28 protein-coding genes and 1 pseudogene are annotated in these 22,750 nt (G+C 58.4%); 19 read left to right on the forward strand and 10 right to left on the reverse strand.

Annotated elements, in window-relative coordinates; translation table 11 throughout:
* Positions 1 to 244 (reverse strand): transposase (locus BOO71_RS24020; RefSeq protein WP_139322830.1); only part of this gene is annotated, 244 nt, incomplete at its 3' end.
* A gap of 499 nt (positions 245 to 743) precedes the next feature.
* On the opposite strand from BOO71_RS24020, the gene BOO71_RS24025 reads away from it, so the two are divergent.
* Positions 744 to 1,169 (forward strand): hypothetical protein, encoded by a 426-nt coding sequence (locus tag BOO71_RS24025; RefSeq protein ID WP_075836785.1) that lies wholly within the window; start codon positions 744 to 746, stop codon positions 1,167 to 1,169.
* A gap of 53 nt (positions 1,170 to 1,222) precedes the next feature.
* Here BOO71_RS24025 and BOO71_RS24030 read toward each other — a convergent pair whose 3' ends face one another.
* On the reverse strand, positions 1,223 to 1,861 hold the full coding sequence (locus BOO71_RS24030) for a hypothetical protein (RefSeq protein WP_075836786.1): 639 nt from the start codon (positions 1,859 to 1,861) through the stop codon (positions 1,223 to 1,225).
* A 151-nt stretch (positions 1,862 to 2,012) separates the two neighbouring features.
* Between BOO71_RS24030 and BOO71_RS24035 the strand changes: the two genes are divergently transcribed.
* Positions 2,013 to 3,323 (forward strand): hypothetical protein, encoded by a 1,311-nt coding sequence (locus tag BOO71_RS24035; protein ID WP_075836787.1) that lies wholly within the window; start codon positions 2,013 to 2,015, stop codon positions 3,321 to 3,323.
* Positions 3,324 to 3,470: 147 nt separating this feature from the next.
* On the opposite strand, the gene BOO71_RS24040 is transcribed toward BOO71_RS24035, so the two are convergent.
* A complete protein-coding gene (locus BOO71_RS24040; protein WP_075836788.1) occupies positions 3,471 to 3,875 on the reverse strand; it encodes a hypothetical protein in 405 nt (134 codons plus the stop codon).
* 129 nt (positions 3,876 to 4,004) lie between these two features.
* Between BOO71_RS24040 and BOO71_RS27400 the strand changes: the two are divergent.
* Positions 4,005 to 4,088: pseudogene (locus BOO71_RS27400) on the forward strand (integrase core domain-containing protein); the annotation flags it as partial.
* 230 nt (positions 4,089 to 4,318) lie between these two features.
* Positions 4,319 to 4,750 carry a hypothetical protein gene (locus tag BOO71_RS24050; RefSeq protein ID WP_139323170.1) on the forward strand — a complete coding sequence of 144 codons (432 nt, stop codon included), beginning with the start codon at positions 4,319 to 4,321 and terminating at the stop codon, positions 4,748 to 4,750.
* A gap of 287 nt (positions 4,751 to 5,037) precedes the next feature.
* Here the strand turns inward: BOO71_RS24050 and BOO71_RS24055 are convergent, their stop codons facing one another.
* The 3 genes from BOO71_RS24055 to BOO71_RS24065 all read right to left on the reverse strand — a co-directional run bounded on the left by BOO71_RS24055 (position 5,038) and on the right by BOO71_RS24065 (position 7,096).
* Positions 5,038 to 5,226, reverse strand: a complete 189-nt coding sequence (locus tag BOO71_RS24055) for a DUF6440 family protein (RefSeq protein WP_075836790.1) — start codon at positions 5,224 to 5,226, stop codon at positions 5,038 to 5,040.
* A gap of 444 nt (positions 5,227 to 5,670) precedes the next feature.
* Positions 5,671 to 6,144 carry a hypothetical protein gene (locus tag BOO71_RS24060; RefSeq protein ID WP_139323171.1) on the reverse strand — a complete coding sequence of 158 codons (474 nt, stop codon included), beginning with the start codon at positions 6,142 to 6,144 and terminating at the stop codon, positions 5,671 to 5,673.
* A 211-nt stretch (positions 6,145 to 6,355) separates the two neighbouring features.
* Positions 6,356 to 7,096: a DUF2259 domain-containing protein gene (locus tag BOO71_RS24065; RefSeq protein WP_075836792.1), complete on the reverse strand. Its 741-nt coding sequence runs from the start codon at positions 7,094 to 7,096 to the stop codon at positions 6,356 to 6,358.
* Positions 7,097 to 7,266: 170 nt separating this feature from the next.
* Here BOO71_RS24065 and BOO71_RS24070 point away from each other — a divergent pair, with 170 nt between their 5' ends.
* The 5 genes from BOO71_RS24070 (at position 7,267) to BOO71_RS24090 (ending at position 11,393) form a co-directional block, all read left to right on the forward strand.
* Complete coding sequence (locus BOO71_RS24070; protein ID WP_139323172.1) at positions 7,267 to 8,004, forward strand: hypothetical protein; 738 nt, start codon at positions 7,267 to 7,269, stop codon at positions 8,002 to 8,004.
* Between the two features lie 335 nt (positions 8,005 to 8,339).
* Positions 8,340 to 9,245, forward strand: coding sequence for a DUF1266 domain-containing protein (locus BOO71_RS24075; RefSeq protein WP_075836794.1), 906 nt, complete (start codon positions 8,340 to 8,342; stop codon positions 9,243 to 9,245).
* A gap of 359 nt (positions 9,246 to 9,604) precedes the next feature.
* A complete protein-coding gene (locus BOO71_RS28520; RefSeq protein WP_075836795.1) occupies positions 9,605 to 10,120 on the forward strand; it encodes a DUF2178 domain-containing protein in 516 nt (171 codons plus the stop codon).
* A 26-nt stretch (positions 10,121 to 10,146) separates the two neighbouring features.
* Complete coding sequence (locus tag BOO71_RS28525) at positions 10,147 to 10,347, forward strand: helix-turn-helix transcriptional regulator (protein WP_439823040.1); 201 nt, start codon at positions 10,147 to 10,149, stop codon at positions 10,345 to 10,347.
* A gap of 341 nt (positions 10,348 to 10,688) precedes the next feature.
* Positions 10,689 to 11,393, forward strand: a complete 705-nt coding sequence (locus BOO71_RS24090) for a winged helix-turn-helix domain-containing protein (protein WP_075836797.1) — start codon at positions 10,689 to 10,691, stop codon at positions 11,391 to 11,393.
* Between the two features lie 28 nt (positions 11,394 to 11,421).
* On the opposite strand, the gene BOO71_RS24095 is transcribed toward BOO71_RS24090, so the two are convergent.
* Positions 11,422 to 12,075, reverse strand: coding sequence for a hypothetical protein (locus BOO71_RS24095; RefSeq protein ID WP_075836798.1), 654 nt, complete (start codon positions 12,073 to 12,075; stop codon positions 11,422 to 11,424).
* Positions 12,076 to 12,514: 439 nt separating this feature from the next.
* Here BOO71_RS24095 and BOO71_RS24100 point away from each other — a divergent pair, with 439 nt between their 5' ends.
* The 3 genes from BOO71_RS24100 to BOO71_RS24110 are packed head-to-tail and all read left to right on the forward strand — an operon-like array spanning position 12,515 to position 13,554.
* A complete protein-coding gene (locus BOO71_RS24100) occupies positions 12,515 to 12,766 on the forward strand; it encodes a type II toxin-antitoxin system Phd/YefM family antitoxin (protein ID WP_075836799.1) in 252 nt (83 codons plus the stop codon).
* Positions 12,767 to 12,777: 11 nt separating this feature from the next.
* Positions 12,778 to 13,179 carry a PIN domain-containing protein gene (locus tag BOO71_RS24105; RefSeq protein WP_303046788.1) on the forward strand — a complete coding sequence of 134 codons (402 nt, stop codon included), beginning with the start codon at positions 12,778 to 12,780 and terminating at the stop codon, positions 13,177 to 13,179.
* A gap of 51 nt (positions 13,180 to 13,230) precedes the next feature.
* Positions 13,231 to 13,554, forward strand: a complete 324-nt coding sequence (locus tag BOO71_RS24110) for an addiction module antidote protein (RefSeq protein ID WP_075836801.1) — start codon at positions 13,231 to 13,233, stop codon at positions 13,552 to 13,554.
* Between the two features lie 196 nt (positions 13,555 to 13,750).
* On the opposite strand, the gene BOO71_RS24115 is transcribed toward BOO71_RS24110, so the two are convergent.
* Together BOO71_RS24115 and BOO71_RS24120 are read right to left on the reverse strand one after the other, a co-directional pair.
* On the reverse strand, positions 13,751 to 14,038 hold the full coding sequence (locus BOO71_RS24115) for a hypothetical protein (RefSeq protein WP_075836802.1): 288 nt from the start codon (positions 14,036 to 14,038) through the stop codon (positions 13,751 to 13,753).
* A complete protein-coding gene (locus BOO71_RS24120) occupies positions 14,039 to 14,671 on the reverse strand; it encodes a hypothetical protein (protein WP_075836803.1) in 633 nt (210 codons plus the stop codon). It abuts the gene before it with no gap.
* A gap of 1,440 nt (positions 14,672 to 16,111) precedes the next feature.
* On the opposite strand from BOO71_RS24120, the gene BOO71_RS24125 reads away from it, so the two are divergent.
* Genes BOO71_RS24125 through BOO71_RS28100 form a run of 7 tightly spaced genes read left to right on the forward strand, consistent with a single transcriptional unit; the run spans position 16,112 to position 22,506 of the window.
* A complete protein-coding gene (locus BOO71_RS24125; RefSeq protein WP_075836804.1) occupies positions 16,112 to 16,516 on the forward strand; it encodes a TrbC/VirB2 family protein in 405 nt (134 codons plus the stop codon).
* A gap of 12 nt (positions 16,517 to 16,528) precedes the next feature.
* On the forward strand, positions 16,529 to 17,011 hold the full coding sequence (locus BOO71_RS24130) for a hypothetical protein (RefSeq protein WP_075836805.1): 483 nt from the start codon (positions 16,529 to 16,531) through the stop codon (positions 17,009 to 17,011).
* Between the two features lie 22 nt (positions 17,012 to 17,033).
* Positions 17,034 to 19,514: a VirB4 family type IV secretion system protein gene (locus BOO71_RS24135; RefSeq protein ID WP_175607529.1), complete on the forward strand. Its 2,481-nt coding sequence runs from the start codon at positions 17,034 to 17,036 to the stop codon at positions 19,512 to 19,514.
* The gene (locus tag BOO71_RS24140) at positions 19,511 to 20,551 is read left to right on the forward strand and encodes a hypothetical protein (RefSeq protein WP_075836807.1); all 1,041 of its coding nucleotides are present in this window, start codon (positions 19,511 to 19,513) and stop codon (positions 20,549 to 20,551) included. The genes BOO71_RS24135 and BOO71_RS24140 overlap by 4 nt, the downstream gene beginning before the upstream one ends.
* Positions 20,551 to 21,756, forward strand: a complete 1,206-nt coding sequence (locus BOO71_RS24145; RefSeq protein WP_075836808.1) for a hypothetical protein — start codon at positions 20,551 to 20,553, stop codon at positions 21,754 to 21,756. The genes BOO71_RS24140 and BOO71_RS24145 overlap by 1 nt, the downstream gene beginning before the upstream one ends.
* Positions 21,713 to 22,255 carry a hypothetical protein gene (locus BOO71_RS24150; protein WP_217694943.1) on the forward strand — a complete coding sequence of 181 codons (543 nt, stop codon included), beginning with the start codon at positions 21,713 to 21,715 and terminating at the stop codon, positions 22,253 to 22,255. Before BOO71_RS24145 ends, BOO71_RS24150 begins: the two co-directional genes overlap by 44 nt.
* A complete protein-coding gene (locus BOO71_RS28100; protein WP_175607527.1) occupies positions 22,252 to 22,506 on the forward strand; it encodes a hypothetical protein in 255 nt (84 codons plus the stop codon). Before BOO71_RS24150 ends, BOO71_RS28100 begins: the two co-directional genes overlap by 4 nt.
* On the opposite strand, the gene BOO71_RS24155 is transcribed toward BOO71_RS28100, so the two are convergent.
* Positions 22,433 to 22,732 carry an IS66 family transposase gene (locus BOO71_RS24155; protein ID WP_303046789.1) on the reverse strand — a complete coding sequence of 100 codons (300 nt, stop codon included), beginning with the start codon at positions 22,730 to 22,732 and terminating at the stop codon, positions 22,433 to 22,435. The genes BOO71_RS28100 and BOO71_RS24155 overlap by 74 nt on opposite strands.
* Positions 22,733 to 22,750: the final 18 nt, after the last annotated feature.

The raw sequence follows: 22,750 nt of genomic DNA on the forward strand, positions 1-22,750 counted from the left end.
CCAGCTCTCGTTCGAGTTCTGTAAGACGAGCCTCCTGTGGTGAAAGGGCGGGGATCCCCCGCCCGGTGAAGGCAGGGCGGCCAGCGGCCGTCTGGTTGTCCTGTTGTTGCTTCCACCGCACGACGTAGTGAGGAGGAACGCCGAGGTCACGGGCGATCTGAGCGCAACTCTTACCGGTCGTGCGAACCAGGCGGACAGCTTCGTATTTGAACTCAGCGGTGAACTTTTGCTTGGGTACGGACATTCTGTCCTCCAGTGTGAATCACACTGAACTTACCCTCCACCAAACCCTAACAACATCAGTCATCGTCCTGAGCGGCGACGGTTGCACAGCACAGCAGCGCGGCAAGCCAGGCTGATTTGTTCATGCGGTTACCTTAACCCTGTGCCGATGAGATGGGCCAGTCCCCAACCGGATCGTGGCACCCACCTGGTTTAAACCCCCATTGCAAGGGCGTGCAGATGCCTGAACATCCCAGTGGAGCGAGGGGCAAAAAGGCGGATGCTGGACGTGGAATGGCCGGACGCGGCGCTGTCCTGGTTTAAGAAGGTAACCCATTGAGTTCGTATGACTTCTGTCTCTGGATATCATTCAGGTATAAATCAACGTGTCTGACCAGCAAGCAGACCCCGAAATCAAAGTTCATCCCTGACGGGATGGCTTGTGGCGGGTACAGGTCGCACGTCTCGGCAGAGGTTGCCTGTTAACCATTGCAAGTCACCCAAGCCTGGAGGGATTGACCATGAAATTTGCCGCCACACTCCTCTTCTCCATCCTGATCACGGCGCAGGCCGTCGCACCTCAGTCCGCGCTTTCCCTACAAACCACGGCCTCCAAAGCAGATGGGCCGTCCGTCATCGCACCAGACGTCAGAAAGGCAATCAACAGCCTGGTGTTCAAAACGATGGGCATTCAGAACGAATGTCGCATCCCTGACCCCGGCGAAATTTGTGCCTGGTCAATGCTGCCATCCACGCTGATTCAGCGTCAGATCGCAGGACTGCCCGAGACACAGGTGAAGAAGGTGACCGAATGGCAGGCGGCGCTGAATCAGGTCCGTTCGGCGAACTTCCTGATCGCTGGAGAGAAGTTTCAGGTGTGGTTGCGAGAGCGTCCAGATGGAAGCGTAGATCTTGAAGTGAAAACAGGCTGGGTGCCACCAGGGTGAATGGGCGTGAGCGGACAACCCAGTGGGAAACTTATTCCTAACCCGTCAGCTTCTTACTTGCACTTCAGCGCAAATTCCATGTTGCTGATGGGCGCAAAGGGCAGGCCGTCCTTCCGGCCATCTTTGAGGGTGTCCTCGTCGGGACGGTACAGGATACGCGTCACCTTGAAGCCCGGCTGAGCGTTGCGAATCACGGCGATTTCAACCACATTGGCCCCCGGCGTCAGGTAAATATTGCCAGTGTCGGCTTCACTGCTGTTTTCAGGAACGTTGAATTGCAACACCTGCCCATCGTCACTGGCGGCGTACATATTGTCGTAACTCGCGTCGGCATCACTGCTCGGCAACAATTTTTTCTGCGTCCCATTGGCGACTTTGAACTTGATCAGATACTTACCTTCTTTCACTCCGGCTTCCAGGAGGGTGATTCTGACCACACCATTGAACAGCGGTTGGTTGATACAGCCCTGAATTGCCTTGACGGGCGAGGAACCGCCTGACACCAGCGCGCCAGACTTCTGCAAGTCCGTCAGCGGAAGCTGCACCATCTGCTTGCCGTTCACCGTGACCAGCGTGCCCTTGATCGGTTGGCCGTTGATGTACACAGTGGGATTCTTGGCGCTCTGGGCCAGGGCCGCAGCCGAAAGCGAGAGCCAGGCGGCCAGCGACAACTTGATCAGGCGGGAAGTCATTTGCCAAGTTTAACTGACGTCTTGCACTAGCTTCAGTTGAAGCGCGCGACGCTGCACGTCGGGGACAAACGAGAACTGAGGGTGATCCAGTAAAATCAATCACCGTTTCCGGAGAGGACCGTCCATCCGTACTCGGCCAGGAGGACAACCCATGCCACTGCCGAACCGCTGGATTACCCGCACGCTGCTGCTCGCCACGCTCGTCCTGCCCGTCTGGGCACAGGCCGCCACGCCACGTTATGCGGGCGTGACCTGGACCGCCCCTGCCGACATGAAGCTCTCGGACAGGGACCACGATTGCCCCAGCCGCTGCGTGGTGTACGAGGACAAGGACCATGAATTTCCGCTGATGCGCGTGCATGAGGCCATGCTCGGCAGCGCTCCACAGACCCTGAAAACGCTGATGGCCTGGATGAAGGACAGCCGGGGCGAAACGGTCACAGTCGTGAAAAATGCTCTTGACAAAGAGGTGGTCAGGGACGGCCCCAACACGGTGTATTTCTATTTTTTGGAACGGGGCGACAGTCCCGACGACAGCAGCCCGGACTACTCGCTTTTGCTGCTGGTAGAGCAGGGCGGCGTGACCCTGCCGCTGGAGCAATTTGGTCTGAGCCGGAGCCAGATGGAGGGCGGCATTGAGGCGGTGGTGAGTCTCTACAACTCCGTCAAACTCGATCCGGCAGCCATCAAGAAAGATCTGGCGGCCCGCGCCCAAGCGTTTGTGGGGGCGGCTCAGGCCATCAAGAAGGGCTACGCGCGTGGCGAGAAAGTCAGGCTGTACACCTGGTCTGACTCCGGCGTCAGGAACGTCTATACGCCCAGTGGTATGCAACTTCGGGCGTTCAACAACACTGGCAGTCTGGCCTTTTTGCCTGGCGGAGTGTTCCTTGAGGATTCCAGGGCGGATTACCGCACGCCTGACCTGAAAGCTGTCGGCGACGGCGAGTTGCCTGCCCGCTGGAAAAGTGTGGGCGGCGGCTACCAGGTGACTTTGCCGAATGGTCAAACCACGCTATACAAACTGGAAAAGGGCACCCAACCCCGCATTCGTGAGGGCACCCGCACTTACCAGGAAATCCCTGCACTGACCGCCAAAGACGTGATTGGCACCTTCAGCACCAAATATTCAAATACTTCTGGGGCAGGTGACACGACGGTCAATTCCAGCGGTGATCTGGACTTGAATTTGTTGCCTGATGGGCGCTACGAGGACAGCAGCCAGAGCTTTACCGCCGTGACCAGTCCGAATATCACGGCGGGTACCGGGAACAAGAAGGCAGAGGGCGGCAAATGGAGCTACGATGCGGCCTCATATACGCTGACCCTGAAGCCGGACGGTGGAGGCACCCGTAGCGGTCCCACCTACACGCAGGTCTTCAGCCCGGCGGCGCGGCAGATCAAGGGAAACAAGAGCGTGGACTGGCTGCTGATCGGGGCCACCGGGTGGTGGAAGAGCAAATAGGCGTGCACTAAAAAGCGGGGGGAACCTCATTATGACGACTCGCTTCCCGTCTTTTTCAACCAGGGGATTTGATAGAAAAGAAGGGTCTTCTTTGGCAGAGCCGAACGGCTTTGACCCGCTCCTAGAGATGTCCAATCTCTGCTCGGCTCAGCAATGCTTTAAAAATAACCGCCGTCCTCTTCCTCGCTCTTCGTGCCGTCGGCGGGGTTGCCTGTTTCTGTCAGGGTAGATCAGCTCGTTTTGGCGCACGAAGGCTTCCATGAAGCGGCGCATGCCCATCGTCTGGCTGCTGTGGGCTTGCAGGGCCTCCAGTTTCTGGTTCTCGTCCTGCTGGTTCAGATCGACGCGCTGCCGGAGCAGGTGGAAACCGCGTGGCGAGATTGGCAACGGAAACCCCTCGTGCAGTCCCTTGGGAACGGGCCATTCCAGTCGCCCGTGGACGATCCAGTAGCGGGCGTGCGGGGTCCAGCCGCGCTGCTTTAACGCCTCCTGCGTGAACAGGCTGGTGGCGATGTGGTCCTTGTGAAAATCGCTGGTGGACGGTAGCAGCACTAGATAGGGTTTGATCGTGTCCAGTACGCTGTTCAGGTCCCGACGCAGGTTGAGGGTGCTACAGACCGCGCTGGGGGGGAGCGTGCGCTCGTATTGTCGCAGGCCCGCGTCATCCTATCGGCGTGACGAGTCGACTACAACCAGGTTCGTCCGCACACGTCACTTGGCGGCCAGACACCGAATGAATATGCCCGCCTGTTCCAGGCGGGCTGAAGTAAACTGACAGTTGCAAATTGGCTGGCACCGCAAATGGGGCACCCTCACTGGCATGCAGCTCGCTCTCCGGTCTGCCCGCCGGAAGGATGAATCAGGCTGGGGCTAGCATTACTACATGAACACTTCGTTTTCGTAGCCTGCATAGCCAGGGTTCTGGTCGTCGCCAGGTTGGATCCATGGGCAATGCCGCGCTTGCTTCACCCCGCCCGCAGGCCGATGCTTGGGCCATGACCAAGCCCACGCTCAGGCGGCGATTGGCCCTGATCTTGCTCCGGCCTCCGCGCCCACCCCGCGTCGTCCCCATCGTCCCCGTCCCGCAGCACGTCGTCCTAACCCTGCCGATAAATGTGGACACGACTCTCGAACAGTGCGGTGAACTGCTGGAACGGGTGCCGGGCTGGCGGCTGGATTACTACGCCGCCGACCAGCCCTCACCCACCGATCCAGGTGCATACATTTCGGTCATCCGCAACGTGACCGACGATCCCGGCTGCACCACCCTGCTCCGCAAGAGGGCCAATCACGGCTGGAGCAGCCACTGGATCAGGTCCGAACGCGCTGAGATTCAGGCGGAACTGTACCGCAACCGCACGCACCAGCCACACGCTTCAGTGCGCCTGACGCTGGACGATTACACCTATCCCGACAACACCCGCTAGCCCGCTGTCCAATTCGCTGTTCGCCAGCGAATCCGAGGAACGGCTTGCAACGAGCTGTGGCCTCCGGCGCTCAATGGTGTTGGTGCAAAGGCGGCAGGTGTAGGCCGCAAAGCAGATCGCCCACGGCGATACGGTCAACACGTAGGTGGGGCCAGCCAACGGACCAGGGCCAACACGATCACATCTGACAGAAGCTACTGAAGAGTTCTGCCCACTGATACAGCGAAAAACCAGATTCTCCGGTACATTTGTAGAATCTGGTTTTCGGTGGGCCTGGATAGAAAAATTTACGCCTGAGTTTGCTCGGTCATCACAACTGGCTTTCCGTCCTTATCAACCAGAACCGTCAAACCCCCGCCCGTTCCGGCCCATTGATACAGGTAACACACGCCCGTCTCCTGGTCACAGAGAATGCGGGTCATTTCGGTGAGGCTTTTTTCCTCGTGGACGACTTTGAAGCGCTTTTCCTTTGCCATGCTTTCAGCGTATCCCGCAGAGCTGAGTGCCGTCCCAGTTGAATCTCACGAGCAATACACCTGGAAAGCGCCGTCCTCCTAGGCGTTGAGTGCTGTCCCAGTGAAACCTGGGTTTCACTGGGACAGCGACGTAAAGAAGCAGCAGCACAGAGGGGGCGGACTGGGCCTTCTCCCTGTGCTGATCATTCGGGTGGCCAGCCGTTCAGTCTGGCAGGCTGGCGAGTATCCAACCTGCGAGCGGAGAACTGTGTACGGTCTTGCGCCACTTGTTCTTCTGCGGCGAATCCGATCCCTCACCGTTGGGCTTCAAGAAAAAGGCCCTCCCGCTCCCTTCAGAAACGCAACAACCCGGCTGGCCGCTCTCTTTCCGTCTTCTCTCATAAACTCTGCCAGATCGCCAGGTCCAGTTCCTGAACATATTTGTTTCAACCTTGCCGCGCCCTGTCACTGCTTCTGACGGGGCGCGTGCAGTCTTACCATGAAGTTCAGGGGATCACCCTTGAAGCCAGGTGAGTAGAACACCGCCAGCAGTTCGTCCTTGCCAAAGGTGCGCTTCCTTGTCCAACTGGCCATCCGGTCACTGTTCCCGGATTCAGTCTGCCGCACGAACCCGGCCCTGCTCAGGGCCTTCTCGATCTCAGGCTGCGCATAGAAGGCCAGGATGTCGTTAAAAGTCTTGTCCGGCTCCACCAGTCCGAAGTCGCTGACCTCCATGGGGCCGTGCCGGGCTTCGACCTGTTGGCGGACTCCGGAAAGCTGGACGTCTACCCGCGTTTCGAAGCCACCGTTGTACTTGCCTTCCTTGATGAACGGCGGCACAGGCAGGCTGTCCAGGGTCGCGGGAGCCGGGCCACAGCCAGGCAGCCCCATGATCAGGAAGGCGCACAGCAGCATCGTGGCAGGTCTGGGTATGTTCATGGCGTTTTTGATGTGGTGACTTCTAGCTTATACATCAGAGATCGGTTCTGGCAACCCAGGCTGCTGAGCGGTGACGGACCGAAAGCCATGCCGCCACCGTTTTTCCCTAAATTTCGTGGTCTACAGTCTGCGGAAGTTTCACCGCTTTTCACTCCGCCAGCGTGACGGGCGGGAGCTGCTCCACGGGCGCGTGAGGTCAGCCATGCGGCATTCAAGGTGTTGGCCTGCGTCCAGTGACCAGCATGTAGTTCATCAGGTTTCCACCCTCAAAGCCGCTGGGACGGGTTATCGCCAGCAAAACGGCCAGATAGTCACCCTGAACGCGAACTTCAACTGCGAAGTACCCTTGGGCGCACTGGCGGCGGGCGGGCAGCCGCGCCCCATCCGCCTGAAGGGTAGTGGTCACTGTCGTGCTGGGCTGTGGAAAAGAGGTCACGCTCAGCGTCAGGCCGCGCGCCGGATAGGGGCTGCCATTCGTGGGGCATTTTTGGTTGGGTGCGTAATCCTTGTGACTCAGTTCAAAGCGCCAGAGCTGTTCCCTGATCTGCACCTGAAACTTCTGGTCCAGATCATCGGACCTGTTTTGAAGCGCTGGTTTCCAGACCACGGTGCCGCCCCGTCCATCACTGATTTTCAGGCGAGTCAGGACCGGAAGAGCCTGTTTGATCACCTTGCGCGTGGTGAGCTGAATAATTTGCGCGTCGTTCAGTTGGGTATCAAACGGTTCGAATTCGGCGACATAGGTGTTCAGGACAGTATTTTTGCCGCTGTCCACGATAGTCAGGGTGGTGTAGATAGCGCCACTGGAATCTGACAGGACATGACTTTCGAGAAACGCCACAGAGCGGCCATCCGGGGACCAGCCGTAGAACTGTGCCGTACTTTCGTCTGCGCGGGCAAAGCCGCCACAGGTCAGGAGCAGACCTGTCAGCAGACCAGAAAGAAGTTTCATCTTGCGCTTCAGTTTGACATGCTCAGTCTTCCCCTGTGTCCATGCGCCTGAGTCATCTCACCCGGATATCACCATGAGGTCAAAATTGCTTTTGATGACGCATCAAACGTGATCAACGTTTCCTGAAGCCCATTTGTTCTGTGGCGTTCACCCGTCAGCAACAATGCCCCATGCGAAAACTGATCCTGCTCTCTGGTCTTAGTGCTGCCTTGCTCGTCGCCTGTGGGGGGGGTGGAACCGCGCCGACGCCGCCCAAGGAAGACAATGGCGGCCCCGGCAACCCACCCCCCGGAGATGCCCGCGCTTATGCCGTCACGGGCAACGCGCTGTACAGCATTGTCCTGAGCGGCACGGGTCAGGACGAGAAAAAGTTTGATCTGAAGGTCAGCGCTCCCCTGACTGATGTGGCGCTGGACGGGACCGAATTGTATGGCGTGACGTTCAGCAATCTGGTGCGCATCAGTCTGAGCGATGGCGCGGTCAGCACGGTGGGCGCACTGGGCGCGGGAGATATCAATGCGCTGGCCGCCGACGGTGCGGGCAACCTCTACGGCGCTTCCACGGGCGGCCAGTTCTACAAAATCAACAAGACCACGGGGCAGGCCACCGTTGTCGGTCCACTGGGCACCCTTTCCAGCGGTGATCTGGCGTTCAACGCCGCCGGGCAACTTTACGGCACGGTCCGGCCCAGCCTCTTTTCTGCCGATTCGTTGGCCCGCATCGATCCGGCCACAGGCAAAGCCACGGTGATCGGCGGGACGGGCAAGACGGACCTGTTTGCCCTGAAGTTCCAGGGCAGCGCCCTGTACGCCCTGACGGGCAGCGGTCAGGTGCTGACACTGAATACGGCGACGGGGGCCGCGACGGTGGTGCGTGAAACCGGGCTGAGCTTTACTGGCCTCCAGTAGCATCGCGTTGGCCATGGCAGCACTTGAGGTTGGGCATGTAGAGAGACAGTTGAACGTCCCTGGCGCGCTGCTGGGAACCAATGGAGCCGTCTTTGAATGCCGTGACCGGAAGGCCGCAAAAGCTTCTCAGCACATTCTTTAAGGGAAACAAGTGACGAAGGAAGGCACCCTGTAGGGTGCCTTTGACGTTCCACAGAAGAGCAGCGAGAGTCACCATGACCAGCCAATGGAAATGTGAAGGGAAAGGTGGCGCGCTCTGTCAGTTCAGGAAAGGAATCAGCACAGAGGGGGTAGGTCTGCCAGCCACCCCCCAGCACTGACGGTATGCTGACCACGTGACCCTGTGGCAACTGGTAATTCCTGTCCTGGTGGGCATTGTTCTGGCGTTCGTCTGGTGGGCAGGCAAGGCGATGCTCGAAGGCGCGCGTGAGGGCATTCAGGAAGCCAACGAGGAACTGGCTCAGGAAAAGACTGAGCATGAAGAACAGCAAGCCGAGCAGATGGCAGCCCGCCAACAGGTGGTGGAGACGGCGGCCCTGTCTCTCAGTGAAGCCGAGCGCTCTGCCCTGAACCTGCGCGCTCCATTCGCTCAGCTCTGGATTCAGATTTTTGAGGACGCCGCCTCGGGCCGCCCGCTGGCGTACTTCTACCAGTTCACGCCGCCAGCGGGAAAGGAAGACGAGCTGCGCCAGTCCCTGGTGGAGGGCTGGGACATTACCGATCACACCTCAGCGATGTCGAGTCTGGCCTGGCTGCTGGACAGCGGCCACCGCGCCCCCTATCAGGCGGTGCGTCAGCAGTTGCAGTTGGAGGATGGGACGGGTGACCTCAACAAGCGCCTGGCCGCCGTGGTGGGCAAGTGGGAAAGTGAGGTGGGCGAGGTGGGTGGACTGGCCTTTGATCTGGCGCGGACCGCAGACATTGCCGCGCAGGGCGTGGCGCTGGGGTATCTGAGTGAAGTGCAGGGCTGGCGGGTGCTGGGGCAGTGCCGTCAGATAGCGCGGGACGCGGCCTTCCGGGACTGGGCGCACTACGGGCAGAGTTTCCGGGCAGGAGCAGAGTTCTGGAAGTCAGGGGGGGTCATCGATGGGGTCAGGAATAAGGGCTATGCCCAGACGGTGCGTTGGCTTCTTGAAGACGCGGACAGCCCCTGGTTCCGGGATCCCTGGCCTCAGGCGAGCCAGATTCTGGAACAGCAGCGGCCAGAAGATACGGAAGGCGTGCAGACCACCCTGCATTGACCCTGGCTTTGGTGAAGCGGCGCTGAGCGGGAAGCCGAAAAGGAGCGCGGATGTCGCTGATTTCAGCGACTTGATGTTCAGGCCGGGGTGTCAGCTTGAGATCTAGGCCAGCATGGGAGGGTGCCAAACAATGGCGAAAACAATCCTAATCTGAAGCCTTTCAGCACCTCACCTGACGTCCCTGACAAATCTCAAATCTTGACTGTCGTCAGGACACGATTCGAAAATTTCCGCACGCCCAGTACTCTCCCTGAACGAAAACCGCCGAGAGAACGAAAAATATTACTCTCGCGCATTCTCCAGTAATTATGGTGTCTGGTAAATTTGACATAGTGTCTGGTCAAGCGTACATTGAAAGCATGACGGCGTTCCGTAAGGATGAGACCACTCCACGCTCCTTCCGCGAGAAAGTGGCCTGGGTCAACTTTCTGACCACGCTGGTCCTGTACGTGCCAGCCTTCGTGATCGCGTGGCGCTGGCTGGCGTCAGGTGGTCTGGACGGCACCGCAAGCGGGTTGCTGAGTCTGCACCTGGGTTTCCTTCCCGTCATCATCCTGCAAGTGATCCTGATTCCACTGGGGCTGGCGGCTTTCTGGCTGACCGGACAACGGGCTGGGGAGGAACAGGCCGATGAGCGGGACCGGACCATTGAGGCCCGCGCCTCGCGCGCCGCCTACCTGAGCCTGATTGTGCTGATGGGCGTAGGATTCTATACGCTGCTGCCTTTTGCGCTGTCCGATCACGCTTTTCTGGGCTTGCCGCCGGGCGGGATCTTCTCACCTGTCTCGCTGGTGCTGCTGGGCTTCATGGCCTTCGTGACTGCGGAGAACGTGCGTTTCGGCGTTCAGGCGTTCAGCTACAGGCGCGGCTTCTGAGCGCGGCTGCTGTGGAGGGTCAGGTGGTGAACCATATCCGCCGCCTGCGCTTCGAGACCGGAGAGATGACGCAGCAGGCCCTCGCCACGGCGGCGGGCGTCACCCGCCAGACCATCAATTCCATCGAGGGCGGCAAGTATTCGCCGTCGCTGGAACTGGCGTTCAAGATCGCGTTGGTGTTGGGGAAGCCCATCGAGCAGGTTTTCGAGTATGTGAGTACAAGCTGAAATGTCGTGCCGAACAGCATTGTTCAAGATAATCTTGCGTATTGACCGGACTGAACACCTGGCGTGCGCTATTTCCTGGGCGGACAAAAATATGGAGATCGAGCATTCGCCATTACGCCAATGGGCGTTCGCCGCACCTTGGCTTCCGGTAATTGGCGATACCAGAAAGGTGCAGAAGGGGAGGAGCAATTCTTCTCAGCCAGACAGCGTGACACAGTAGAGACCATGACCCAGCCAGCGAAGGTCCGCCTACCCGCGCCTGACATCCTCATCCACCCTGAATCCGGTGCCAGATACTTGACTGAAGGCCCAAGTGGTTTGAGTCACAGTGAGGTCAACAGATGACCGCCTACGACTCGGTCCAGACCTGGCACCACGTCCAGTCTCCCGACGCCGTGCGCGTGTTGCTCAGTCCGCGTGACGCCCGCTTCTTCACGCCTTTTCTGGGCCGTGAACGTACCCTGAGTGAGGCTGCCGCTGTACTGGGCGTGCGGCGCGACACCATGCTGTACCGCGTGCGGCAATTGCTGGCCCTGGAGTTGATCGAGGTGGTCTCGGTGCAGCGCGGGCGGGGCCGTCCGGTCAAGCGCTACCGCAGCGTCTCGGACGGCTTTGTGGTGGGCTTTCAGGCGGCGCAGGAGGCCACGGTGCTGGAGCTCTTCCTGACCCGTGACGCCGCGCAGCGCCACGGCCTGGGAGAGGGGCTGCTCTGTGCAATAGCGGGTGAACACGGCTGGCATCTGCGGATCTATAGCGATGGTGCGGGACTGTACTGGGAAGCCGCGCCCGACGATCAGCCGGGGTGGCAGAAAGAGGAATTGCTGCGCCCCAATGCACCCGCCGCCTGGTACACCAACGATCAGTTGCGGCTGAGTCAGGATGACGCCAAGGCGTTGCAACGCGACCTGGCCACGCTGCTGCTGCGTTACCGTCAGAAACACCAGCCCGATGTGGAGAAGGTCCACACGCTCCAGCTCGGCCTCGCCCCGCTACATGCCCCTCTGTTGCAAGAGCGGCAGGACGAACAGGAGGACGACGGGGGCTGAATGGGGCCCCCGCCGTCGTCATTCGAAGTTATTGAGGTCTGGGATCGTACGTGATGGTGCCGTAGACCGTGAACTTGTCAGGGTCATTTTCTTTGAAGATGTCTTCGCTCATGACGGCATTCTCAAGCGTGAATTTGATGGCCGTCGGGCTGATGGTGTTCACGATCAGCACGCCATCAATGCTAGTCCAGTCCTGCGATTGTCGATCTCCACTTCGGTAAGTCTCGCCATAGATCACGGTGGCCCCATCAGGTGGGGTGTCGGCCAGGAAAAACCTGGCCGTGTTGTAAAGCGGAAGACGGTCTCCCACCTTGAACGTGCCCGACTGATTGCGGAAGAAAAAACCCAGCGTGCGTTCTGAAATGCGGTCAGACGCAGCCGTTTCGTAGACGACGGCCAGGCCACCGCTGACGCCAGTGCTGTCAGGATTTTCAAAGGTTCCGCCCACAGTGCCGTTCGCACCAGTCATGGGGGCCAGACTGGCAGTGGGTGATCCTGACGCCTTGAACGTGAAGTTGGCGGTGTTCGCCGTGTTGCCTGGTAACGGTTTAACAGGCGGCGTCTTGATAGGCGTGGTGTCTTTGGGCGGCGGGTTATTGACGGGTGGTGTGCTGGAACCGCCACCGCAGGCGGAGAGCAGGGTGACGCTGAGCAACAACAGGGCAGGGAGGCGGTAGTTCATGAGACTCCTTTGGAGTGTTCGCTGGATGGAAATGTGCGTCTGGGAGAGGGAAGAAGGAGGTGGACGGTCATACTGCCGCCCCAGAGCGTTGAAAAAAAAGGGGTATTTTCAATTCAGGGCCGAGATGAAGATTGGCTGAGCTTTTGAACCTCGTCTTCTGGTCTGAGACTCCTGCTCCGTCTCGTGAGTAGAAGAGTGGAGACCCCGGAGAGAGCGGGCCCCAACTGCCAGGTGCTGCTGGTAAGTGGTGTTATCAGAAAGGATCTGGGCTGAGCAGTTGAGAGTCTTTTTACCCGCCCGCTCCTAGCGCTGCCCAGAGTGGGCTGCTGGAGCAAGTTTCGAGGACGATTTTCTCTTCTGCAAGGCTGGAAAAACTTGACAGCTTTCTTCGCAATACCTTTCTGTGAATGAGCTAAGCTCTTAGCTAGAGGTGAGGGCTATGACCACAGTCAACATGCACGACGCCAAGTCCCAGCTCAGCAAACTGGTGGAAGCCGCCGAGCGCGGCGAGACCGTGATTATTGCCCGCAACGGCAGGCCCGCTGCCCGGCTGTGCGCCCTGGAAGAAACAGACGGGCAGTGGTCCCCGCAGGCCCTGGCCTTTTTCGCCGCCCCAGTGACGCCAGAACTTGCGGATTTCACGCTGTCCCGTGACGATCTGCCGCCCCTGGAAGACCGGGAACTGTTCTGATTCAGTACCTGCTGGACACCGATACCATCAGCTACGCGGTGCGGGGCATGGGACAGGTGCGCGCCCACATGGCCCAGCACCCGCCGTTCACACTGGCCCTGAGCAGCGTGACGGTCATGGAGATCGAATTCGGTCTGGCCCAGGCTCCCGCCAGACGCGCCGCTGTGGAAGCTGCGCTGGCGCTGTGGCTGCCCAAGGTGACAGTGCTGGACTACGGCCAGAGTGACGCCCGCGTGACCGCCAGCATCCGGGCCGCCCTGAAAGCCCAGGGGACACCGATTGGCCCGTATGACCTGCTGAATGCGGGCATGGCGCTGGCGCGCGGAGTCACGCTGGTGACCCACAATGTCCGTGAATACCGCCGGGTGGCAGGCTTACAGGTGGCCGACTGGGTGGACGACGAACTGGCCTGAACACCTGAATCTGACGGTGGCTCAGGACAACCCCGACGGGGAGGAAGAGCCATGAGGTCTTGCCGCAGATATCAGGACGTGCTGATCGACGGGCCGCGCGCCGAGCCTGAGCAGGCATTCGAGTCCTTGCAAGTTGCCCTGGAAGAGTTTGACCAGGACGGGGACCCTCAGCACCTGATGCTGGCGGTGCGCAACGTGGCCGAGGCGCGCGGTGGGGTGCCGGGGCTGGCCCGGCAGGTGGGCATGGGCGAGACCAGCCTGTACAAGGCGCTGTCCGAGAGCGGCAACTCCACACTCGGCACCATCCGCGCCGTCCTGCACGCACTGGGCTACCGACTGGCCCTGGCACCGGCCCAGCCGCGCGCCGCATCCTGAAAAAGTAAAGAGTGGCCCGGGCTTTTTCTGTACGCTGATCCTGCCAGGAGCAACGGAGAAAGCGGCCCGCAAGCCGCCTTGAGGTCTTCAATTTAAGGCAGTCTCCAGTCTCTACCCTTCGGAGAAAAACCCATGGCCGAGCCTGACTGCAACTGATGAATGCTTGCTGATGGTATGGAATGGACAGATTTAGACTTTAAGCTTTGGAACTGCTTTTTCTAAATCTTAAAACTAAACTTATTACGAACAAATCTACAATAATAAACATAGTAAAGATATTGAGTATTGTGATTGCAGAATAATCCATATAGACGTCAGGAAAAAACCAGATGCCACCCGCCGCCATGCTGAAGGCGACAACCGACGGGGTCATGGGGACCGTCTGACGCCGCAGGGCAGAGATCAGCGCATAAAGCCCAATGCCCGCAGCCACAGCCAGCCACACGCCCACGGTCAGCACCCCATATTCCGTCGGCATCACCATCTACTGTCCCGCTCCAAGGCCGACAATCAGCGTGAGTGGGGTGTTGCTGTCCACCTTGGCCGCCCGCGAAATGGACTGGGTGGCCCTGGGAAGCGCAAAGGTCTCACCGACGCCGCCCGCCAGGATTTGCCACAGCGGGGGCAGGGCATTTGAAGCAATCGCCGCCCCGTCGCCAATCGCAATCTTGTGGCCGTTGCCAGCGTTCGCCGTGAGGGCCGACTGAACGGCCCCTTGCAGGGCGTTGGCACCGTTCTGAGCCGCGTCGAGCGCCAAGGTGGGGGCAATCGGCTCAATGCGCGCCGGAACACCCTGGGTCAGGTTCTTGCCTTCCACCGAGTACGCCAGGGCGTCAATCTCAAAGACCTGGCCCCCTGCGTCGATGTAGCGCCGGAAGGTCATGTCCACGCGGGCCAGTTGACCGTTAATCGTGCCGACGCCGACGAAGGAACCGCCGTCCGCCGTGACCACCACCACCGGGACCGAGCCGCCGGTCAGTGCGTACACCGCCGTCACCAGCCGCACCGGCACCTGCTGGAGATTCTTATACGGTCCCAGCGCGCCCAGTCTGGAGGCCGCATTGGTGGCCGTCCCACCGAAGGGCGTTTCAGCCGGGACGGTGTTCTGCGCGGTCACGTCACCGCTTCCTGATGCTGATGAATCCACTCCTCCAAAGGTCAGTCCCTCGCCCGCAACTGGAGCCGCACTTTGTGCTGGAGCCGCCGTACTGGTCACTGCTTCAAGTGACGCCTGGGGAGTCTCTGGACGTTCACGCTCGTAAATCAGTCCGCTGGACGCCCGGCGTGTGGGAGGAGCGTAGGCCACCGGCGCTGCGTTCCCCGACGGGGCAGATTGATTGATGTCTGAACCGAACGACGCATCTTGATTGAGAGTGGGAGCGGGTGCAGCAGTCTGGGAGGATGCTTGAGGTGCGCCCTGCGCTGTAGGCCGGGGCGTGGCCTGTACCGCTGTCTGAGGCGCGGCCTCCACAGCAAATGGAGCTGGACTTGTCGCAGCCAGGGCGGGAGCTGGAGCAACGGGCGTGGGTTCCTCTGGCACGGAGGGTGGGGGTTCGTAGGCGATGGGAGCAGGCGGCGGGGGTTCATCAGCGGTTGGGGCAGGCGGTGGAGCCGCCTGCTGAGTGGGGATGGTGCTTCCAAAACTCTGAGCAGGACTCGCGGCGACGGGACGGTACACATCGCTCACAGGGGGCGTGGGCAAGCTGGACACCGGAGGAGCGAGAACAACTGGAGGCGTGATGGTGACGCCTTTACTCCTTCCACTTTTGGGAGCCGCGTCACCAGCGCCCTGCTCACCCGCAAAGGCCGTCAGGTTGTCTTTGCCCTTCGGCTTGACCGGGCGGCTCCCACCCTTCCCACCTTCAGTGCCAGCCCCGGCCCCAGCATCCGTGCCAGAAGCTTGAGCAACCAGGCCAGTCTCTCCAACGCCAGAGTTCCTTGAAGTGCCCGGCGTGATCTTGGCGTCCTTCGGCTTGGCGTAACTTTTCCTTGCTGTCTGTAATGTTGGAACACCCTGAAGACCAGCAGCCTGACTTGTTGGGCGCGATAGAAAGTACATCAGTGGGGCAATTCCCAGTAATAAAGCCGTTAGGCCATAAAGAGGAGCCTTTTTCTTGTCGTAGACGAAGCCCTGCCCTTCCCGCCGCATCAAAGCTGAGCGTTTGGCATTTCGCCTACGGTTCCGGCCTGCTGAAGCACTGGCGGATGGCAGGTTGCCTTGATCTTTGAACGCCCTCATTTTTCTTGAGAGTTCGGCGGACAGCGCGGGATCTTTACCAGTCAACCTGTGCAAAAAGTTAGGAAAATCTGGAGATTCTGGAGCGGGAATATCTTCTGGTTCAAATCCTAATTCAGAAAGTTTCATCTGGTGGCTCTGAATAACCGTGTCCCATGTCTCATTTACATGAGAATTACGAGGAGAAGCCGTTTCGATGGCCTGTGTTGGGACTGCCTCTAATGGACTATCTGTCATATAAATATCTTATCATAAATATAATCTGTGCTAAAGTTTAAAGGCAGTCATACAAGTGTATAGATTGCCAGGAGGACACCAAGAATGCTTGAAACCGCGCAGACTGCCCCCGCATTGCTCACCGGGAGGAGCGATAGCGCCCTCTCAGCTCAGCCCGCCCTCCTGACCGTTCGCACTCAGATTGCCCTGCTGGCCATCGTTGTGGCACTCGCCGTTTCGTTTGGCGCAGCCCAGGACTTCACGAAGATCACGAACTTGGCGTGCGGGCTGGTCACCAAGTTGTCAGCACCTGTCCTCCTCGGCGCTGCTGGAACCATCGTCGTTCTGATGTTCGGCTGGAACAAACTTATGGGCGAGCAAAACGCTTTCCAGAGCCTTAAAAACGGCGTCATCGGGGGCATCATCATCCTGGCTGCCGGCACCATTGCTACCGCGCTTTTTGGTTCAGGCTGCACCGTCGCCGTTCCCCCCGTTCTCCCCATCCCATAAGGAAAAATTGAGATGACCGGACGAGAGGCCACTCCAAAACAAGACCACCCACTCCGCCACACTTGTTATCTGACGAATGCACGGATTGGATTTGTTTCCTTTCTCGATCTTTCTGATCTTGTGGCGCTTGGCCTCGCTTTCTACTTGTCCGGTCAAATTGCCAATAAGGTGATTCCCAATCCGACAATGCGCCTGCTGTTCATTCTTCTCTGCACGGTTGCGGCGTGGTTTATCAATTTTGCCATTAAGAAGCGGCTCTATCCGTATCCGAAGTTCGTCGAGTTCTTCTTGAACTGGTGGCTCAATGGCGTTGACTATTACGTTCCAGACGTTGATACAAACACAGTCCCTCTGATCGTCACCCGTGAAATGACCATCGGCCACTCTTTTGACCAGATTGAAAAGCAGGTGGTACGAGAGATGGCAAGGACAAGAAGGCTAGAGAGGAGAACCCGCCGTGTTCGGAAAGCGAAAACAAAAGAACAATCTCGGTGAAGGCAAATCCTCTTTCGGGAGGGTGTTGCCGTACTGGGATCTTTACAGGGATGTGCTGGTCCTGACCGATGGAAGGCTAATGTACGGCTTTTATTTTGAACCGCCCACGCACATCCACTTCACCCCTGACAATTTGTTACGCCGAAGTGCCCGCCTCAAGGCGGTGTTTGACCTGGCCATTCCCGACGGCGAGACCATGACCACCTACACCAGTCTGCGGGGCGCGCATGAAGACGCCGTTGCAGATACCCGCCGGTACGCCGACGCCTGCCCGGACCCCGTGATTCGGGAGCTGACCCACGCCCGCGCCGCCCTGCTTGAAAGCAAGATCAGCAGAGGGGAGGTCTCCGACTGGCGCTTTTTCGCCACGGTGACGGTCACGCCATCCAGAGAGGACCGCTTCACGGCAGAGACGGCCCCCAGTGCCAGAGAAATTGAGGACGCTGTGAACAATGCGCTCTCACTTCAGGCCGGGACAGTGGCCCAGATGAACGCCAGCGGCTTCCGGGCCACGGCGATGAAGCAGCAAGACGTGTTCGACGAGTGCTTTCTGTACCTCAATCCCGGTTGGCCTACTGCACCTGCCTTTGTTCCCCAGGAGGAGCGGTCCATCAGCAGTAGCCGCCGGGGCCTGCCGGACCAGCAGACCCTGATGCGCCAGCTCACGGCCAGCGTGGGGAGCAACCTGGACGCCGGGTACTACGCCGCTGGAGACCGCTACGTGGACGTGCTGAGCGTCAGCCGCCTGCCGGAATACACCGAGACGGGCTACCTGCGGAGCATCACTGAAGACCTGCACGGCACCTATTACGTGGTGGTGCAGGCCCAGCGCGAAAGTGATTACGACGTGTCCAATGAGCTGGAGAAGAAGAAAAACGATCTATGGACGCGTGTGCGTTCGCCCGGCGTGATTCCCAACGGCAAGGCCGTCAACCTGTTGGAACAGATTGAGATGGCCCAGCGGTTGGAGGGTCTGGAGTCCCGCTTTAAGGCGGCGGTCTCCGTAGTGCTGGTGGCCGGGACCAAAGACGAGCTGGACACCATGAAGCGCAAGGCCAGGGGAAATATGTCACGCCTGCGCGCGGGCCTGCCGATCACTTACGGTTTTCAGGCCGAGGCCCAGTATTTCTCTCTTGCGCCGTTTGCCGGGGGCTTCAGCGGATTCCAGTTCAGCCCGTACACCAGCAACGTGGTAGACATTTTCCCCCCAGTCAGCCCCTGGAAGGGGTTCGACGAGGGCGCGATCACCTACCAGAACCGCGACAAATCACTGATCCGGTTTGATCTGTTCACGAAAAGCACCATCACGGCGCACTTTTGCGTCTTTGCCCCCACCGGGAGCGGGAAGACCGTGCTGGTGCAGTCGCTTTACAACGCCGAACTGGCCAGGTACCCGGACGCGGTGTTGCTCGTGACCGACGCCAAGCAGGACTTCGAGTCGTTCTTCAAATCCATTCAGGACTCGCAGATCATCAAGTTTGGGTATGACTCAGAAACCCGCCTGAATGTCTTTGATCTGGAGGAGGGGGCCACCCTTCCAGACGGCGACAAGCTGGCCTCCCTGATGTCCTTTGTGCGGATCTTCGTCGAGCCGCCCGTGAACGACCTGCGCGAGAAGGGCTATGAGGACGTGGCGATCATTGAAGGCATCATGGCCATCTACGTTCAGTTCGCCCAGGAGGACCGCACGCCGCAAATGAAAGACCTGTACCGGATGCTGACCATCATCGAGAACTACACCGACGATGGCCGCCGCATGGAACCCCAGGTGATAGACGCCGCGCGCAGCGCCGCCGTGCGCCTGCGAAAAGCCCTCGGCTCCAGCCCGGTTGCCCCGTTCGTGGACTGCCAGAGCAACGTGAGCCTCCAGGCCCGCCGACTGTACTTTTCCATCTACGGCATTCCAGAAGACGATGAATTGATGAAGCGGGTGGCCAATCACATCATTAAAAACGCCATGTGGTCTGTCGCCAAGAAGTACGAGCGCGGCATCAAGAAATTCGTGTTCATGGACGAGTTCGAGAACCAGGTGCAGACCGAGGATGAATTGGACGCCGTGAAACGGATGCTCCGGGTGTTCCGTTCCTTTGGGGTGTCCTTTGGCATGGGGACGCAGTCTGCGACGGCCTCAGCGCACTTTGGCGACCTGCGGGACAGTTTCTCGCACCTGTTCATTGGGCGCTACAGCAAGGACGTGGCCAGGGACGTGGTGCGGGTGCTGAGCCTGCCCGAAGTCATGGAGGAAATCTTGCCCACCCTGAACAACGTCGTGGGCCAGTACAGCGAGTTCGCCCTCCTCGTGCAGGCCAGTGGAGAGGCGGGCGGGGCCGGAACGCGGGTGGGCGACGTGATCCAGGTGCAGGAAAGCAAGCTGGCCCTGTGGATGTTCAACAGTGGCAACGACGAGGTTGCGGAGAAGGTGCCGTACATCGAGCGCGCGGGTGGAGACGTTTTGAAGGGTGTCAAGCATCTCGTGCTGGACAAATTTGGAGGCTACCTATGAGCAACAGGGCGATCTTGACCGCAGTGACCGTGGGACTGCTGGGCAGCACGGCCAGCGCCGCCAACGGCTGGGACAACCTGGGTGGCGTCTTGCAGCAGGCATGTGGGGCGGCCAACGGCAATGTTCAGGGTATTGGTGTCATCAACACCGGGAAGTTTGGGGAAAAGATGCAGTGGCTGTGCCAGTTGCAAAGCATCCACGGCTTTATCAACAACAAACTTCTGAACGGCGACTGGGAAGGCTTTGCCAGGGATGTGGCCGGAAAGTACATGGGCCAGCTCGCCAACTATGCCGGGGAGAACATGGGCAATCTCGGCGGTCTGAATGACGTGCTGGAAAAGCTGAACAACGGCATGGAAACCAGCTACGGCGAATTCAGACAGGCGCTCTACGGTTCGGCCATCAAGAGCATTGGCCCTGGCAAATCCTTGAACGCGAACTACGCTGATGGCAGTGTCGGATCGGTTGCAGACCAGGCCATTGCCAGCAACCCTTCCCTGGCCCTGGCAAACGGCGTGGCGCGGGTCAGCGACGCCATGAACGCGGCCCGTGGGGTTCAGAACGCTTACAAGGCGCAGAAGATCCAGAAACAGACCACGGACGCGCTGGAGGCCAACACCGCTCAGGCCATGAACACCGCGACGAACGTGATTGGCACGCCAACCAAGAAAGGTCTGGTGGACAAGTACACCGAGGACGCGGCCTCGGCCATCAGCTCAAGAGAAGTCGGCGAAGTGCTGGTGCAGATCACAGGCGAGGCCATGAAACAGGAGGCCACCATGTCGGTGGCGCTCCTGAATCAGTTGTCCGAAGTCGCCCAGCAGCAGGTGATGACCAACACCCAATTGATGCTGGAAAGCCAGAACCGCGAGCAGGAAATCATTCGCAACGAGGAAAAATTCAAGGCGGAGGTTGAACAGATGGTGGCCGACAATAAAGCGGAGGCGGCTGAGTATCAGCGCGAGATCAAAGCTGCTTACAGCAATATGTCTTCGATCATCGGTTCTGAAATCAAGCTGGACCCTGTGGGGAATTGATGAAACTCTCTCGCCTTCTCGTTCCCTTGCTGTTCCTGGCTTTGATAGGTATGGCAGATGCGGGCACGTTTGACACCTACCAGAAAGTTTTTATGGGCAATCCTCTCGAAATGGTCAATGATCTCAATTTGAAATTGAAACAGTCGGGCATTGGCCCGAACATTAAAAAGCTGGCGTCTGCTATCGCTGTTGCGGGATTCTTTTTTCAGCTTTGGAAAGGACTTGGGCGAAATAACTACAAAGAAATGCGCGCAACAATCATTCAGGCCGTCTGCGTCTCAATCATGCTCACCCTTGTCAGTGTTATTCATCAAGGTGTGATTATCTCATGGAATGCCACTTACACTGCTTCCAATGTGATGTTCACCAAAGACCTCAATAAAAAAATTGATGATGCTGGTACTCAAATGTCGAGTATGATTGGCACAGTTGCAGAAGTGGCGACTATGGGGACCACGGCAGCGGCCTACGGCGCTAAAGCTCTTGGCACAGGTGCTGCTCTTAAGAGCGGCACCAAAGTTCTCGCCAAAACGGGATCTCGTATTGGGGCTGGGGCTATTGCCCTCTCTGGATTTACCGTTATGTATGCCAGTATTATTGCTATTGCTGGGTTTATTGTTCTTGCTATAGGTTACGTATTGCCACTGGCGATTGCATTTACGATGTGGGAACAGACGACAGCGATTTGGGCCTGCGTCAGCAGTACGCTGGGAGCCATCATCGTTACGGCTATGATTCCCCTGCTGGCTTACAGTGCGATTGACCGGGCTTTTATCAAACCCGCCGAAGCCACCAAGGCATTTATCTCGCAGAGTGGATTTGCTGCCAATTGGGACCGTGCTGGAGCTGGACTTGTCGAGGAAGATTTTTACGAGCAGACCCGCCAAGAAATGGCCGCATGTAAAGCCAGAGCCGCGTCTGCCACAGATGGAGAAAGTGTGGACTGTACCGATGAAAAGTCGGCAAATGTTATTGGTAGGGCATACAGCGCTGTTGCGGGAAATTTGGGTGGCTATCTTGACAGCTTTGTTGATATTGGCGCTCAGCTTCTTGATTCCATCAGTGGCGCGATTATGCAAATTGTCCTGTCAATTATTTATTTCCTTGCCGCCATGATTTTCATGGGTGCGGCAGTCAACTTTCTGACAACAATCCTTGGTGGTGTTGCTTCCTATGCTGGAGCAGTCAGCAAGGGCGGCGGCTGATTCTATGAGAAAGTGTCTTCTCATTCTTGCTGGATTGTGCAGCTCGGTATCCTCCGCCCAAAACGGCGAGTACGAAAGAATGCTGGAGGCGCTGGAAGTATCATCCCATGGACGTGTTTTGATCTTTGCGCCCACTATCTTTGACATCAATCTTGCCAACAGTATCCGCCAAACTTATCTGGACAGAGTGCGGAATACCAAGGTCAAATTGGTTACGATTCAATATTATAATTACCTCGCAAAAAGCACCATTCTCTCTTTAGCAGTCATCAATGTTCCAATCTATGAAGTTCAAACGCCTGCTGGGGATGGAATTATCATTATTGATAATCAAGGGTGGAAAGGTAGAAACTTAGGCAAAGTTCCCAATCTGAATATGGAGCGCATGAGCGTTCAAGAAATTAACAACATGCTTCTCTGGTTCAATAAAGCCACAGGCAAGAATACGCGGATTACGCAATACGAAGCCCTAGACAGATTAAAGCAGGTGCTGAAGTGATAAATCAGGATTTGATTGACCGCACGATGGTTGGGAAAGTTGCTAGGCGTTTTGATTTTAAGTTCAGCGCCTACTATATTTTTCTGACCCTGCTCAACCTGGCCGCGCTCGCCCTGGCGATTTATGACGCCAAGGGGCTGCTGATCCTCTTGATCACCATTGGATTTTCGTATCTGATTAGCGCCGAAGGGCCATCAGCACGGCTACGGGATCCTCGCCCCGCAGGCGGGCCGTTTCCACCACGCTCTTGATGCGGGTGTAGGTGGTAGCCCCCAACAGATTTTTGCTGCACTGAGAGACTTTCCTCGCCATCACTACGCTCCGCAGGGCACGCTCTGCGGCGTTGTTAGTGGGCGGAATTTCTGGGTCGATCAAGAAGTGCAGCAAGCGGCCTTGACGATGCTGTTCCAGGAAACCCCGTCTCAATCGCTCATTGGTCTTGGTCTTCAGGGGGGAACGGTCAAGCAGATGATCCAAGCGCAGGGTGAGAGACTC

This window comes from Deinococcus marmoris (assembly GCF_001949125.1).
GTDB lineage: Bacteria > Deinococcota > Deinococci > Deinococcales > Deinococcaceae > Deinococcus > Deinococcus marmoris_A.